14 protein-coding genes and 1 tRNA gene are annotated in these 15,301 nt (G+C 63.8%); 7 read left to right on the top strand and 8 right to left on the bottom strand.

The window, feature by feature from the left end; translation table 11 throughout:
• Positions 1 to 184: 184 nt before the first annotated feature.
• Positions 185 to 1,201, bottom strand: coding sequence for a hypothetical protein (locus tag EHS19_RS07130; RefSeq protein ID WP_151917081.1), 1,017 nt, complete (start codon positions 1,199 to 1,201; stop codon positions 185 to 187).
• Between the two features lie 310 nt (positions 1,202 to 1,511).
• Between EHS19_RS07130 and EHS19_RS07125 the strand changes: the two genes are divergently transcribed.
• Positions 1,512 to 1,817, top strand: coding sequence for a hypothetical protein (locus EHS19_RS07125; protein WP_151917080.1), 306 nt, complete (start codon positions 1,512 to 1,514; stop codon positions 1,815 to 1,817).
• Positions 1,818 to 1,938: 121 nt separating this feature from the next.
• Here EHS19_RS07125 and EHS19_RS07120 read toward each other — a convergent pair.
• Positions 1,939 to 2,011: transfer RNA gene (locus EHS19_RS07120), tRNA-Asn, on the bottom strand.
• A gap of 915 nt (positions 2,012 to 2,926) precedes the next feature.
• On the opposite strand from EHS19_RS07120, the gene EHS19_RS07115 reads away from it, so the two are divergent.
• Positions 2,927 to 4,411: a phosphotransferase gene (locus EHS19_RS07115; RefSeq protein WP_241677141.1), complete on the top strand. Its 1,485-nt coding sequence runs from the start codon at positions 2,927 to 2,929 to the stop codon at positions 4,409 to 4,411.
• A 111-nt stretch (positions 4,412 to 4,522) separates the two neighbouring features.
• Positions 4,523 to 4,747, top strand: coding sequence for a DUF3107 domain-containing protein (locus EHS19_RS07110; RefSeq protein ID WP_151917079.1), 225 nt, complete (start codon positions 4,523 to 4,525; stop codon positions 4,745 to 4,747).
• A gap of 174 nt (positions 4,748 to 4,921) precedes the next feature.
• Here EHS19_RS07110 and EHS19_RS07105 read toward each other — a convergent pair whose 3' ends face one another.
• Positions 4,922 to 5,809, bottom strand: coding sequence for a PHP domain-containing protein (locus EHS19_RS07105; RefSeq protein WP_151917078.1), 888 nt, complete (start codon positions 5,807 to 5,809; stop codon positions 4,922 to 4,924).
• 162 nt (positions 5,810 to 5,971) lie between these two features.
• Here EHS19_RS07105 and EHS19_RS07100 point away from each other — a divergent pair, with 162 nt between their 5' ends.
• Complete coding sequence (locus EHS19_RS07100) at positions 5,972 to 6,640, top strand: vitamin K epoxide reductase family protein (RefSeq protein WP_151917086.1); 669 nt, start codon at positions 5,972 to 5,974, stop codon at positions 6,638 to 6,640.
• A gap of 107 nt (positions 6,641 to 6,747) precedes the next feature.
• Here EHS19_RS07100 and dapF read toward each other — a convergent pair whose 3' ends face one another.
• Positions 6,748 to 7,647 carry a diaminopimelate epimerase gene (dapF, locus tag EHS19_RS07095; protein ID WP_151917077.1) on the bottom strand — a complete coding sequence of 300 codons (900 nt, stop codon included), beginning with the start codon at positions 7,645 to 7,647 and terminating at the stop codon, positions 6,748 to 6,750.
• Between the two features lie 129 nt (positions 7,648 to 7,776).
• Here dapF and murI point away from each other — a divergent pair, with 129 nt between their 5' ends.
• Positions 7,777 to 8,571, top strand: a complete 795-nt coding sequence (murI, locus tag EHS19_RS07090) for a glutamate racemase (protein WP_151917076.1) — start codon at positions 7,777 to 7,779, stop codon at positions 8,569 to 8,571.
• 111 nt (positions 8,572 to 8,682) lie between these two features.
• On the top strand, positions 8,683 to 9,534 hold the full coding sequence (locus EHS19_RS07085) for a patatin-like phospholipase family protein (protein WP_151917075.1): 852 nt from the start codon (positions 8,683 to 8,685) through the stop codon (positions 9,532 to 9,534).
• A gap of 26 nt (positions 9,535 to 9,560) precedes the next feature.
• On the opposite strand, the gene EHS19_RS07080 is transcribed toward EHS19_RS07085, so the two are convergent.
• The 3 genes from EHS19_RS07080 to EHS19_RS07070 form a co-directional block, all read right to left on the bottom strand.
• Positions 9,561 to 9,833 carry an acylphosphatase gene (locus tag EHS19_RS07080; RefSeq protein ID WP_241677140.1) on the bottom strand — a complete coding sequence of 91 codons (273 nt, stop codon included), beginning with the start codon at positions 9,831 to 9,833 and terminating at the stop codon, positions 9,561 to 9,563.
• Positions 9,834 to 9,994: 161 nt separating this feature from the next.
• Positions 9,995 to 10,978, bottom strand: coding sequence for a D-2-hydroxyacid dehydrogenase (locus EHS19_RS07075; protein WP_151917073.1), 984 nt, complete (start codon positions 10,976 to 10,978; stop codon positions 9,995 to 9,997).
• A 46-nt stretch (positions 10,979 to 11,024) separates the two neighbouring features.
• On the bottom strand, positions 11,025 to 11,921 hold the full coding sequence (locus EHS19_RS07070; protein ID WP_151917072.1) for an SPFH domain-containing protein: 897 nt from the start codon (positions 11,919 to 11,921) through the stop codon (positions 11,025 to 11,027).
• A 185-nt stretch (positions 11,922 to 12,106) separates the two neighbouring features.
• Here EHS19_RS07070 and EHS19_RS07065 point away from each other — a divergent pair, with 185 nt between their 5' ends.
• Positions 12,107 to 13,948 carry a zinc ribbon domain-containing protein gene (locus tag EHS19_RS07065; protein ID WP_151917071.1) on the top strand — a complete coding sequence of 614 codons (1,842 nt, stop codon included), beginning with the start codon at positions 12,107 to 12,109 and terminating at the stop codon, positions 13,946 to 13,948.
• A gap of 19 nt (positions 13,949 to 13,967) precedes the next feature.
• Here the strand turns inward: EHS19_RS07065 and EHS19_RS07060 are convergent, their stop codons facing one another.
• Positions 13,968 to 15,257: an O-acetylhomoserine aminocarboxypropyltransferase/cysteine synthase family protein gene (locus tag EHS19_RS07060; RefSeq protein WP_151917070.1), complete on the bottom strand. Its 1,290-nt coding sequence runs from the start codon at positions 15,255 to 15,257 to the stop codon at positions 13,968 to 13,970.
• Positions 15,258 to 15,301 lie beyond the last annotated feature (44 nt).

The following is a 15,301-nucleotide window of genomic DNA, read 5'->3' as shown; positions in this document are numbered from 1 at the left end:
GCCAGCTTGCCCTCATTGTGATCGTGTAGTGTCGCCATGTTATTCCCCCTCCGGTCCCCTCTGGAATCCGATCGATCTCAATCGGTCAGCGAGTCTATAACTGGTTAACTATCTATATTGGTAAATACTGGTATGTTAGGTATTGTTGATATAGATAGTTAACTAGTTAAACAGTGTGTTGACATCAGCCGATGGCGTCGGAGATTTCCACTTCGTCTCCGGGCTTCGTGCAGGTTCCCCATCGTTCGCAGTTTGAGCCGCCCCAGACTCCTACGGTGCCTCCGGTCTGCGGCGTGGTTTGTTGGGGTGTGGTCTGCTGCGGCGTGTATGTGGGTGTGTAGGTGGGTGTGTAGGTGGGTGTGTACGACTGCTGTGCCTGTGCCTGTGCTTGGGCTTGTGCTTGTGCTGCTGCGGCTTTGGCGGCGGCTTCCTGTTCGGCTTTCTTCCTGTCTGCCGTGGTTTTCTCGTTGATGGATTTGTTGACCTTGTTGCTGGCCTGGTCGAGGCTGGTGAGGGTCTTGTCGATCTTGCTGGCGGTGTCGGCGTCCCGCGCGGTTTGGATGGCCTTGGCGAGTTCGGTTCTCGTCTTGTCGTCGGCTACCTTGCCCTTGGACGAGTCGAGGAGCCTCTGCGCCGTCTTGGTCTTCTCGTCTCGTCGGGTCTGCGCGTCCTTGAGGGTCTTCGCGTCCCGCGCCTGGATGATCGCGTCCGCCTGGTCGCGCACGTCCCTGGCCGCGTTCTCGTAGGCGGCGGCGATCCTCCGGTTCGCCGCCGCGGTGTCAGACAGTTCGTCGGCGGTCGCGTCCTGCTTGCATGGGACGGGCCGGTCGAGGCCGGTGCTGGTGCTGGTCTTCAACGCGGCGAGGACGGTGGCGTCCTCGACCTGTTTGCCGGTGACGGCGAGAGCCTGTTGGATGTCGGTGGATGAGACCAGCCGCTCGTACGCGGCCTTGGCGCTGTTTGCCTTGTCGTATTGCTGCTCGCAGCCGGTCTGCGCCTGGGCGAGCTGCCGGACACGGGTGTCGTGCCGCCACCACGCGTACCCGCCGCCACCCGCCGTGAGCAGGAGCGCGAGCCCAGCGGCCAATGGCACGATCCAGCGCGGCCGCCGCCGTGCGGCCGTGACGGGCGTTGCGGGATCGTGGTCGGGGTCGAGCGGGGTGCCGTCCGGCAAGGGAACCGGATTATTGCTGGTGTTCATCTGGGGTGCTCCTTCATTGTTCCGTGCGCGTCCGTGCGCTCCGACGTTCTTGCCCGCATGGCCATGCGGGGTTTCTTGTTGGTCCCATTGTCGCATGCTTCCGCTGGTCTCGCGGGCCTCGGCGTGGTGTACGGGACGGCGTACGGGGGTGGTGTTCGGGGTGCGCCAAAAAAGTGAGACCGTGCGGCCCGCGGTCCGCGCGCAACGGTGTGACACTGGTTGCGGACGCATCCCGAAGTCTGATGCGTCACGGGGCCGCGCTATGTGGAGCGGCACCGTCCTCACCCCCTATAGGAAGGGAACATCATGGATGAATGATGAGAATAGAAACGATGAGCAGCACACCCCCTCGCACGCCACTCGGGCACGCCAGCGAACATGCGGCTTTCTTGCGGGCGTGCTCACGAGCGCGGCGGCCTCGGTGATGTTGCCCTTCACGCTAGGCTCGCCCCCGTGCGTCTGTCTGGTGGGCGTGGAGACAGGGCCGGCCGATGCGATCTCCCTCATAGTCATGGAGCCTGATGTGGCGAGCGGCGTGGACGGGTTCATGGATGTGTTGTCGCGCATAGGAAGTCACGTTCGGCTGACGGTCACGATTGACATCAACGTTACGTAGCATCTCGCGCTGCTCATGACGCGCACGCGGGCGCGGCGGGACAGGCCGGCGTCGGCGTGGCCTTGCGGATGACCGGGACAGCAAAAAGGCCGTCGGCGACACGCCGACGGCCTCGGATGAGCTCCTGCGGCTGGGCTTGAACCAGCGACCGTCCGATTAACAGTCGGATGCTCTGCCAACTGAGCTACGCAGGAATGGCTTGCGTGCGGCTTAACGCCGCGCACAAGAAGTAGAGTCTAGCCGTAATTTCCCAGAGTGCAAATCCGACGCCACATGGGCGTGTCGCACACGGCGCCACCCGTGAATCCGCAGGCTGAGTTAAGAACAATAGGTTCAAGACTTCGAGCACTACCGACACGAGAACAACAATCATCGTGTGCATGGAGCGTACATATCGAGGGGGCGAAGGATACTCCCGGCCTTGTCGGGTCGTCGATCGTGTGTATGGCACGTACATAAGGCGCTGCTGATTGTGTGCATGGAACGTATGTTTACGTGATCGTGTGCATGCGACGTACACGAGGCATGCGTTTCGCGCCTCTACACATACATTGCATGCACACGATGCATCCGACGGCATACGTGTGATGCACACGATGCACACGCAACAGTCCACGCGGCATACGTTGCATGCACACGATGCCCGCATGGCATACGTGTGATGCACACGATAGGCGCGAAAGATGCAGTGAGGGTGTTGAGGGGCGTTCTCCAGTGATCGAAATTCGGGAATCGAGGCCACTGCTCCCGAATTTCGATCGCTGACAGCCGCTCAGTGAACAACATTCGGGAGCAGTGGGTCGCATTCCCGAATAATGTTCACTGACGCAATCCCAGTGAACGATATTCGGGAGATGGCCGTTCGTTTCCCGAATCATGATCGCCGACCATGGGCTGGTGGGCTCTCGCAACTGCCCGAGTGATATCACAGCCTTCTGCAACCTCCGACGAGAGGGTCGGCAACAAGAGCAGTCAGGCTGCGAGTGCGCCCCATGCACAGGCGCGTCACGACACGAACGTGCATGCACACGCCGAACCACCGCATGTATTAGTGTTGAACTGTGACTGAACGAAGCTATTTCACGTTGGCCGCGTTGGCATCCGCGGCCATGCCCGGCATCGCCGTCGCCGGCGTGCGCGCAAGCGGTCTGGCCAACGACACGGATCGCGCCGTCGGCATCGACCATGCCGTGATCCAAGACGCCGCCGGACGCCTCTATGACGTCTACGCGTCCGATACCGACAAAGGCCGCGAGAGGCTTTCCCGACGCGTCAAGGCGGCGAAAACGCTCGACGAGGCAAGGGAGCCGGCAGGACTGGGCTTCACGATGGATCGGGTGCTGGCTTTCGCGAACGGCTCGAGTAGCGATGCCGCAACCGGCGACACCGCCGTCATGGTCACCGCGCATCATGATGGCCAGTCCCGACCGCTCGATATGCTCACCGTCAACGACTGTGCCAGCGTCGGCACGGCCATCGGTGCCATTCACCGGCTTCGTTCCGATTTTCTTACGCAGGCTGGTTATCCCACGTTCACCACCGGGCAGATCCGCGCTCAGCTGACCGCTTGGATCGCACGACTTCGCGCTGCGGGTCATATTCCCACGCAGATCACCGACAGCTGGTCGCGCATTCTGGACACCGAGGGGCTATGGTCGTTCCACACCGTGATGGTGCATGGCGGATTCAGCGAGGGTGATCTGCTGTTCTCCGGTTCGACGATCACCTCGATCACGAACTGGCAGGGCATGCAGGTCAACGATCCCGCCCGCGATCTTGCGTGGATCTTCGCCAAGCTCGACGAGGACCATCGCAACGCCGTGCTCGCCGCATATGGTCGGATGATGGGCTCGCGTCTCGATGATCTGATCATGCTGCGCGCGAACCTGTGGCTGCAGATGGAGCAGGTCGGCGATTTCATCCAGGCACTGAATCGTGCCGACAGCGTCGCCATCATGCAGTTCAAGGCACAGGTCGACCGTCTCGCCCATCAGCTCGACATGGCCACCACTCGCGGCGCACAGACCCGAGATCGTCATCAGGATGCCGGTCAGACATCGCGCAAGCCGCCATCGACCATCACCGTGGGCACGCTGCTTGACGAGAGCGAACGCCGCCGCGCTGCACGGGAGCAAACGCAGACACAGGCTCCGACCGGCCACGGCACCGCCGCGGCGCAATCCCCTGCGCAGCAGATCGATGCCGACAGAACCGGGTCGGCTGATATTCACGCGCAGGGCGTCATCACGCCCAGTCACTATAATCACCATGATGCCGGCCATGTCGCGTCTGGCCCGTCGTCGCAGACGCATACCCTGCATCAAGGCACCGCCGAGACCATGATCGTTCCCCGGCTGGATGCGAGCACTCTTGCCGACGGCATCGGCGACGAACTCGCGGATGAGACCAACGACAACGAGCCGGCGGCGAACACTTCGGTGACCATGGTCATTCCGTTGCAGGAGCGTCAGGAACGAGCATTGCGCGACGCGCACGGCGGCTTGGACGACCCTTCCGCGCACCAGCAGACGCACCAGCAGACATCCCCGTCGGACGACGACCCTGCACCGTCAACCGACACGCCGACGGCGTAACCAAGCCCGTCATCGGCAATCGCACACGCACAATAGACAGCAGCGGCGCTACAGCGCCGGCAGCACCAACCGCGCCGATCACAACGGCCGATCAACGAACAGGAGCGAACAATGGACATCGAACTGGGCATCCGCAACGTGGCGCGCGCCGTCACCTTCAGCACCGACCAGAGCGCCGATGAGGTCGACGAGCTGATCGGCAAGGCCGTTGCCGAGCATCAGACCATCAACCTCACCGACGACAAGGGGCGGCGCATCGTCGTGCCGGCGGACGCGCTCGGCTATGCGATCATCGGGTCGGAAACCAAGCATGCGGTCGGCTTCGGCGCATTGTAAATCTTCGGCGCATTGTAGATCATTGGCGCACTGTAGATCACAGATCCTGCATACCGATGATCTGAGGCGCAGACTTCTGTAAATAAGCGAAGCCTCCCGGGCAAACGCCCAGGAGGCTTCATCATTATCGACACGCCGCCCCGGCGCAGCACACCGGTTCAGCAGCGCACCGATTCAGCGCCACAACGGGATGGCACCTCGGCGCACGATCTCATCCACCGTGTCGTCGTCGGTCAGGTTCTCCCCCAGCCGGTTCGGCTTGCCCTTGCCATGCCAATCCGAGCCGCCCGTCACCAGAAGCCCGTGCGCACGGGCCAAGGCAAGCAGCCGCTCCCGCTGCTCGGGCGGATTGCCGCGATGCCACACCTCAAGACCGTCAAGGCCTTCGTCGATCAGCGCCTCCAACTGCGCGTCGGAGATCAGGCTTCGGTTGCGGCTCAGATCACCGGCATGGGCGACGATCGACACGCCGCCGGCCTCGCCCACCGCCTTCACCACCTGATGCGTGGTCGGAGACGGCGTGGGAATATAGTATTTGCTGGTCGCGCTGACCGCATCCGCGAACGCCGCGGAACGATTCTCATACACCCCGGCCGCAACCAGCGCGTCGGCGATATGCGGACGGCCGATCGTCGTCTGCTCCCCCTCGCGCACCTGCTCCAGCACGCTGTTCCACGAAATCGGATAATCCTGCGCCAATAGCGCCACCATGCGCTTGGTGCGCTCCAGACGCGACGCGCGCGTGCGCTCGAACAATTCGCAGATATGCCTGCTGCGCGGATCGTATTGGAACGCCAGCATGTGCACCGAAATGCCCTCGTCATCGGCGGTGATCTCCGTGCCGCGCAGCAACGGCATGCCCGCCTCATGAGCAGCCTGCTCGGCATGCTGCCAGCCGGCGGTCGTGTCATGATCGGAAATGCCCACGCCATCGAGCGACAACGCCCGCGCCTGATCGACCAGCGTCTCAGGTGTTTCGGTGCCATCCGAAAACACGGTATGGCAGTGGATATCCCACCCATGCGACGGTGGGGATGATGGAATGCGCGAAGTGTGAGTCATATGACCATCGTAAGCTGAGGAACGGAAAACTACACACCCGGCCGACGGCGGGACCGATCGCCATGATCCAGCTATCCCCCGAGCCAGAACTGGACGAAAACGATGGCACAGCACAACGACACGACAACGGCAGACAAATCCACAAACGCGGCCTCCACGAGCATGACCCCCGCAAACACGGCAACGGACGCGACGCCGCTTCCCCAAACCGATCAGCCGAACGAACGGTCCAGCTGGAGGCACGGTGCCGTCTGGACGTATCTGCTCATGCTCATCGCCTCCGCCGTGGCGCTCTATGTATCGTTCGTACTGTCGGCCGAGACCCTCCATCTCGCGCGCAACCCCAAGGCGGTCCTCGACTGCGATATCAACGCCGTGCTCTCGTGCAGCACCGTCGCCGAATCGTGGCAGGCGGAGATCATCAAATTCGGCGGACTGAGCTATCCCAACGCATTCTTCGGCATCGCCGCCGAATCCGTATTCGTCACCATCGCCGTCATCGGATTGGCGAGAATACGAGTGCCGCGATGGTTCGCCGTCTGCACCTGGTTCGGCGGACTGGCCGCGCTCCTCTACTCCTACTGGCTCACCACCCAGTCGCTGTTCGTCATCAACGCCCTATGCCCCTGGTGCCTGCTGCTCATGGTCTCCACGACCATCCAGTTCATCGCGCTGAGCCACGCCACCGTCACCGTGCAGCGGCTTCCCCGCAACGCCAAGGCGCTGCGCACCTACTATCGACTCAACTACGATCTGATGGTCGACGTCGTGTGGATTCTCGCCATAGCGGCGGTCATCATCGTCAAGGACGGCGCCGCCATCTTCGCATAGCGTTGTGCGGATTGCGCAATCCACAACCCGGATAACGCAATCCGCATAGCGCAATCCGCATAGCACAACCCACATAGCACAATCCGCAATCCGCGCAACGCCGCCGCTCACCGGTCCAGCAGCCGCACCTCGCCGACGATCGTCGCCGAGCCGGTGAGCGAAACGCCGCCATCGGTGACATCGACGCGCAGCGTGCCGCCACGGACCGTGATGTCCCAGTGGTCGATGCCCGTGCGAGACCGCAGCGTGACGGCGGTGGCGCACAGTCCCGTGCCGCAGGACAGCGTCTCCCCGCATCCGCGCTCATTGACCCTCATCGTCGCCTCGCCGACGCCGGTCGTCTCGTCGATGTCGTCCACCCGCACGAATTCGACGTTCTGATCGGTGTCGATCACCGGCGACACGACCGGCTTGACGGCCAAATCCAGCTCGTCGACGCCCGGCAGCGTCGAAAACGCATCCTCAACGACGGCGACGACATGAGGATTGCCCATATCGACGAACGTGCCGCGTGCAGCGCCGCTTGTGCCGGGAATGCGCACCTCATAGGCGTCGCGGGGCCCAAGATGCCACGCTCCCATATCCACGCGGAACACGTTGCGCCCGTATGGCTCGACATCCCCCAGCGCGGTCAGCGTCTTGACGCCGGCGCGCGTGCCGAGCCGCCACGGCTCGCCTCCATCGGCGATGGAGCGGAATTCCGCGAACAGCGCGGTGGCGCGGGTGCCGTTGCCGCACATCTCGGCAAGGGTGCCGTCGGCGTTGCGGTAATCCATGAACCATGCGGCTCCGCCCTGCGTCAGGGCTCGCACGCGGGCCTCGTCGAGATCGGAGACGAACCGGGGCGGCGTCAGGCGCAGCAGCCCATCCGCCCCGATGCCGAAATGACGATCGCACAGCCATCGCACCTCGGCCTCGGTCGGCTCGAACCGGCCGTCCGGGTCGTCGTAGACGACGAAATCATTGCCGGTGGCGTGCGCTTTGTAGACAACCTGTGGAATGCTCATGTCACCACTGTACCGTGCGGCGAACGGAGTAGGCTGGAGATCGTCCACGAGCGTCGCGTGGCAATCCGCTCGCACGCTTGCCGAGCCAGGCCATTCGCACGTTCGCGGCGGCATCATGAAGGAGGAACCATGGCTTCAAGCGCTCCCATCGGCGTATTCGATTCCGGGCTTGGCGGCATATCGGTGGTGCGGCGCATTGTGGCCGACATGCCGCATGAGCGGGTGCTGTACTTCGGGGATTCGGCGAACGCCCCGTACGGCACGAAATCGCCGGAGCAGGTGCGCGAGCTGAGCGTTTCGATCATGGAGCGATTCGTGCGCCGCGGCGTCAAGGCGGTGGTGATCGCATGCAACACGGCGACCTCGGCCGCGGTCAACGAGCTGCGCGAACGCTATGCGATGCCGATCATCGGGATGGAGCCGGCGCTCAAAGTGGCCTGCGATCGCGGCGACCGACCCGACGGCACGCATGAGCGGCAGCATGTGATCGTCGCCGCCACGCCGCTGACGTTGCGAGAGCACAAGTTCGCCGCGCTGATGGACCGATTCAAGGAAGCGAACGATGTGCATCCGCAGCCGTGCCCGAGTCTGGTGAGCATCGTTGAGGAGGGGCGTCTGGACGATCACGATTCCGTGATGCGCACGCTGCACGGGTATTTCGACCGCTACGATCTTTCCGCGATCGACTCGGTGGTGCTCGGCTGCACGCATTTCGTGTTCTATCGCCGGTATTTCCGGGAACTGCTGCCCGCGTCGACGGCGATCATCGACGGCAACGAGGGCACGGTGCGCCATCTTGGCGTCGTGCTCGAATCGCTGGGCGCGCTTGCCCCAGACAACGCAGCCGGCGGGGTGACGCTCGACAATTCCGACCGCTGCGAGCGCATTGCACAGCTGTCGCGCGACCTGCTGCTGCGGCCATAGCCGCTCATCGGTCGATCGGCCGACAGCCGCCGTTCATCAATCATCGCTACGATAGCCACTACGGAAAGCAGCCACTCCACTACGGAAGCAACCACCACAGGAGGCAACGACATGGGAGCACACAGAACCGCGCTGATCGACGTCGGCGGCGGATTCCGCGCGATCTTCGGCGCGGGGGTGATGGACCGATGCCAGGAGGACGGCATCACCTTCGACCATTGCTACGGCGTTTCGGCCGGCAGCGCGAACATGGTCTCGTTCATCGCCGGGCAGCACGGCCGCAACCACAAGTTCTACACCGAATACGCGTTCCGCAAGGAGTACGCGAGCCTCGACTCGTTCGTGCGCAACCACAACTACGCGAATCTCGACTACGTGTACGGCACGCTGAGCAACCATGACGGCGAATATCCGGTGGACTATGCCGCGTTCGAGGCGAATCCGACCGGATTCACGGTGGTCGCCTGCGACGCTCGCGACGGTTCCGCCAAATACTTCGACAAATCCGACGTGCACTATGATGACTTCGACATCATGAAGGCATCGAGCGCGGTCCCGGTGGCATGCGAACCGTATATGATCGACGGCGTGCCGTATTTCGACGGCGGCATCGCCGATCCCGTGCCCGTGCAGAAGGCGCTGGACGACGGCTATGATCGCGTCGTGCTGATTCTTACCAGACTCAAGGACGTGCTCCGCGAGCAGCGCAAGGACATCGCCCCGGCGCGCATCCTTCGTCATTCGTGGCCGGCGGCGGCGGAGCGTCTGCTCAACCGCTATCAGACCTACAACGATGAGGTGGCGCAGGCCAAGCGCTACGAGGAGCAGGGACTCGTGCTGATTCTCGCGCCCGACGATCTATGCGGCCTGTCCACGCTCAGCAAATCGTTCGAAGGACTTGAACGCATGTACCGCAAGGGGTATGCGGCGGCCGAGGCGATCGCGCCGTTCCTCGAGGGCTGAAATCCGCAACACCGGAATCCGGCGGATTAGCGTTCGTTGAAGACCCGGAATCGGTCATGACGGGACGGGATCGGCGGCAGCGGCCGAGCGTCGATGCTCTCCACGTGGGCCCATTTCGGCCCGACCTTAAGCCATGACAGCAGCTTGGCGACCGCCAGACGCCCGCCCTGCACCTCGACTTCGACGGACCCGTCGTTGAGGTTGCGCACCCATCCGCCGACGCCGATGCCGCGTGCCTGCATCACCGTGAAATAGCGGAATCCCACGCCCTGCACCAGGCCGGTCACGATCACATGCATGCGAATCTCATCATCGCCGCCATCTGCCGTCTCCGTCGCGGCGCCCTTCCTCGAAGCGCCGTCCCTCCCCGAAGCGGCGCCCTTCCCCGCTTCCGTGTCCTTTGCAGTCTTCGTCACCGTCACCCCAGTCATCGTCACCCCAGTCACCAACACTCAAACACTCAGCGCCTCACGTTGCGCAGCGGCTCGCCGTGGGCGTAGCGCCGCACGTTGTCGAGCGCGATGGCGATGATACGGTCCTCGGTCGCCTTGAGATGGTTGCCGCCGGCCACATGCGGGGTGATCAGGCAGTGCGGTTCCCGCCACAGCGGATGGTCTGCGGGCAGCGGTTCCGGTTCGGTCACGTCGAGCGCGGCGCCGTGCAGCTGATCGGCGGCGAGCGCCTCGGCGAGCGCACGGCAGTCCACTGCGCTTCCTCGGCCGGCGTTGATGAGCACGGCGGTTGATTTGAGGGAGAACAGGCGGCGCTGATCGATCAGATGGGTCGTATCGGCCGCCGCGGGGACGGCGAGCGCGATGATGTCGGCTTGTGACAGCAGTGCGTCGAGGTCGGCGAATCCGTGCATGTCGTCGATGCCGTCCGCCGGTCTGGTCGGATCCCTGCGAATGCCCACGGTATGCGCGCCGGCCGCCTTGCATAGCGTTGCGAAATGGGAGCCGATGTCGCCGGTGCCGATGATGAGCGCCGTCGCGCCGGCCGGTGTGAGCGCCGCTCCCAGATCATGCCAGCGGGCCTCGCTTTGCGCACGGGCGTACATCGGCAGATTGCGCATGAGCGCCCACATGGCCGCGAACATGTGCTCGGCCACGGACTGCCCGTAGGCTCCGGTCGCATTGGTCAGCGTGACCGAGTCGGGCAGCACTCCCGGCTTAAGGTAGGCGTCCACGCCTGCGCTCCACGTCTGGAGCCATTGCAGCCGGGAATACTGCGGGCACTGGCTGGGCGGTATGTTGCCGATCACGGCCGTGGCTTCGGCGCGCAGCTCCTGCGGTACTTCGGCCTTCCATCCCATCATGCCGCGCTGGATGGGTCGGCCGACGAATTCCTGCCGCACGTCGGTTGATTCGGTTGCCTCAAGAAATGCCTGCCGCTCCTTGTCGGTCAGCGGCAGGCAGTTGACGATCAGTGTGCTCAGTGTGCTCATACGGCCATTGTAGGCCGCATGGCGGCACTCGGGCCGCTGATCGACGCTACTTGGTCTGCGAGGCCGTGAGCATGGCCTTGGTGACCTGATTGTACAGATCCTCGTATCCTCCCGGAGTGGAGGCCGGCAGCACGACCGTCTTCGTGTTGTCGGATTCGGACAGCGAGCGCATCACGTCGAGGTACTGGTTGAACAGCACGACGTTGTTGACGTCGTTGATGTTCATGCCGACCGCCTGCAGGCTCTTGATCTGGTCGACGATGCCGTTGGCGATCTCGCGACGGTAGTTGGCCTGGCCTTCGCCCTGGAGGCGTGTCTTCTCGGCTTCGGCTGCGGCCTGGGTTTCGATCTGGATGCGCTGGGCCTCGGCGCGCTGGCGGGTGGCCTCCTTCTCGCGCTGGGCGGCGTTGATGGAGTCCATCGCGTTCTTGACCTGCGGGCTCGGATCGATTGCGGTGATGAGGGTCTTGACCACGGTGAAGCCGAAGCGTGCCATTTCGTTGCCGACGGTCTTCTGCACGTCTGCGGCGACGTCGTCCTTGCGGGCGAAGGCGTCGTCGAGGGTCAGCGCGGGGATGGCGGAGCGCAGCGCGTCCTCCATGTAGCTGCGCAGCTGGCCGGCCGGGTCGCGCAGCTCGTAGTATGCGGTGGCCACGTTCTCCGGATTGACGCGGAACTGGGTGCTCGCCACGACGGTGACGAACACGTTGTCGAGCGTCTTGGTCTCCAGCTGCACGTTGAGCTGGGAGACGCGCATGTTGGTCTTCATCGCGATGCGATCGACGAACGGGATTTTCGCGTGGATGCCGGCGAAGCGAACCGCGTGGAACTTGCCGAATCGTTCGATGATGTACGCCTGCTGCTGCGGCACGATGAACAGCAGGGCGATGAGCACGATGATGACGAGCACCGCCACGACGGCGGCGGCAATAAGGACGTCCATGTTCCCCTCCTATGAGTATGAGGCCATGATCGTTCTCGTCACAGCCCGTATCTCAATCGTAGCAACTCGCACTCACGACGGGCGGGGACGCGACGGATGCAAGATGAACACGGCGTGGATGAGCCGTGAAGACGTTTGTCTCTCACCCGGCCGTACAATGGCCGTCAAGAGAAAGCGAGGGTGCCATGTCATCTCAACCGCATCCGAATGAACGACGTTGTCCGTCCTGTGGCGTCGCATGCCCGTCGAATGCATCGTCATGCCCCTCCTGCGGAGCGCCGCTGCTGACCGTTCCTCTGCCCGGTCAGGGTGATCACACCGCCTCGGCGGCGGCTCAGCCGCGGTCAGCGGAGGCGCAGCCCGCTTATGCATCATCCTTCGCCGTGCAATCCGGCGATGTGCATCCCGGTGACGCTCATGTCGATTCGGCGCCGGACGACACGGCGCTGGACGAATCAGTGTTGGATGAATCAGCGCTGGACATTCCCCCGCTCGACGGATTCATTCCCCTGCTGCACCCGTCACCGGAAGCGGTCGCCACCACGGCACCTGAACAGACCGCGGCATCGCAGCCGTCGATTCCACCGGTGCCGCTGCCGGCACCGCAACTGCAACCGCAACCGACACCGCAACCGTTGGCGATGCAAACGACGACGCCGACTCCAGTCGCCGAGGAGACGCAGCCAGCCGGTGCCTTTGGCGATGACCTGAGCGTCACCGGAAACATCGCCCCTTTGCCGCCGTTCGACGCGTCAGGCACCATGCATGCGGCCGCCACCGGCGCGGGATCCGCCACGTCGGTGATGCCGCCGGCCATCGCGCCGACCATGCCCGCCACACCGGCGGCACCGGCGGCGATGCCCGTCAGCATTCCTCCGGCCGCCGGAGAGCCGACGTCGGCGGAAGACACCGGCGAGTTCGACGCGTTGTCGTCCATGTCCGACTTCGCCGATCGCAATGGAGGCGCCGGAGCGAACGTCGACGATCCGGACGACGGACCGGCCGGTTTCAATCCGCGCGTGTTCGCAGCGATCATCGGCGCGATTCTGGCCATCATCCTCATGCTGGGAGGCACGCTGTGGTGGTGGATGGCATCGAATCATGCACGCGCGCTGTCGGACTGCCGCAGCGCCTACGACGAGCTGTCAAGCGTCACTGCCAAGGCGGACGACGCCGCGGCGGCTGCTCGGGACTCCGCCGGCCTGGATTCCTCGTCGGTGGCCGATTCGGCGACGCTCGACACGCTCAACAACGCCATCAAGGAACCCGACTCCCTCAAGAACGTGATCGAATGCGACGGCTCCGCCGACACCGCGGCGATCTCCCAGGCCACGCAGAGCATCCGCCGCGCGACCAACGATCAGAACTCGCGCATCAAGGCCATCGCCAGCGCGGTGTCGTCGGTCGACAAGTCCCAGGAGCGCAAGACGATCGAAGACGAGCAGACCACCCTGTCAGCCAAACGCGACGCGGCGCAGAGCCTGTTCGACTCCTCGAACGGCAAGGTCGCCGACGAGGATACGCGCACCGCGCTGCAGGAGGCGATCGTGCAGGCAAGCGCGCTGGTCAACGATTCGACCGCCGACAGCCAGACGGCGATCCAACAGGCGTCCGATCAGCTCGACAGCGCGATGGATGCCGTCAACAAGTCGGTCAAGAAGAAGACCGACGACGAGAAGAAGGCCAAGGAGGATGCCAAGAAGGCGGCCGACAAGAACCGCTGCGCGGCGCTCACCGGCGACTACGTGCAGCTCAACGGCACGATGCGCATCACCTTGCGCGCCGACTGCAGCTACGATCTGTTTGTGAACGGCGACCTGTACGGCAGCTATCCGTATGAGGCGAACTCGTACAAGGATCTGGGCAACACCTCGTTCTCATGGTATGACGGCGAGGATACGCTCGCCTACATCCCGCCGGGGCAATCGACATCCGAGATCGACTCGTCGTCCGGTTCCGACAAGGCGAGCGACATCAACAGGCAGAAGCTCACCTCGACCACCGGAGGCACGTTCATCAAGGAGTGAGCGGCGCGGAGCAAGCGGCTCAGTAGGCGCCGGCTATGGCCTGATCGAGGTCGGCGATCAGATCGTCCGCATCCTCAAGTCCGATCGAGAGGCGTATGAGGTTGTCGGACACTCCAGCCGCCAGACGCGTCTGGGCCGGAACCTCGCGGTGCGTGATGTTCGCCGGGTCCACGATGAGCGATCGCGCATCGCCGATGTTGGGCACATACGAGAACAGCCGCGTGCCGTCGAGGATGCGCCGCACGTTGCTCGCGTCCCCATCGACGAGGAACGAGAGCACCTGACCGACGCCGCGCGGAAAGTACTTGGCGGCCAGAGCGAACTGCGGCGTGTTGCCGAGTCCCGAATAGTTGACTTTGACGACATGCGCGACGCGGGTCAGATGACGCGCCACGCGCGTGGCGGTCTCGACCTGACGTGCGACGCGCTGGGGAAGCGTCTCCAGGCCGAGCAGCGTCAGATAGGCGTTGAACGGGCTGGCGACCGCGCCGAACGTACGCAGATACTTGATGCGGATGCGGCGAAGAAACGCCTGATCTGCGAATCGCGCGGCGAAGCTGACCGACCTGCCCGTCTCGTCGGCGATGACCTGCTGCGGCGTGGTGAACTGCGCGAAACGACCGTTCGCCCAGTCGAAGCGACCCGCATCGACGATGACGCCGCCGATCGCATTGCCGTGCCCGGTGATGCCCTTCGTCGTGGAATGCACGACGATGTCCGCGCCGAATTCGATCGGCCGCAGCAGATAGGGCGTTGGAATCGTGTTGTCGACGATCAGGGCGACGCCGTGGCGATGGGCGAGCGCCGCCAACGGCTCGATGTCGGTGATGCGGGTGCTGGGATTGGCGACGGTTTCGGCGAAGATCGCCCGCGTATCCGGGCCGATGAGCGCGCCGACCTCATCAAGATCGTTGATGTCGTCCACAAAATCGCAATGGATGCCGAACTGGGGCAGAAAATCGCCCAGCGCATCGACCGAGGCGCCATAGAGATCACGCGAGGCGACGATGCGGCCGCCGCCCTCCCCCGCGCACATCAGCGCATACGTCACCGCCGCCATGCCGCTGGACACCGCCACCGCGCCAACGCCTCCCTCCAAAGCGGCGATGCGACGTTCCAAGGCGTCCACCGTGGGATTGGCCACACGGGAGTATTCGAAGCCGTTCTCGATGCCGGCGGCCAGATCGCGGCCTCGCACCGCGTTCTCCAAGTCGAACGCCGCCGAGGCGTAGATCGGCACGCTCACCGCGTCGTCATTGCCCTTCGCATCGTAGCCCGCATGGATGGCCTGTGTGCCGAATCCCGCCATATCACTCTTCCCTATCGATGATTGCGCGATAACGCAGATTTACA

Source organism: Bifidobacterium jacchi, assembly GCF_009078285.1.
In the GTDB taxonomy this organism is placed as follows: Bacteria; Actinomycetota; Actinomycetes; order Actinomycetales; family Bifidobacteriaceae; genus Bifidobacterium; species Bifidobacterium jacchi.
This window is presented reverse-complemented; position numbering and strand designations above follow the sequence as displayed.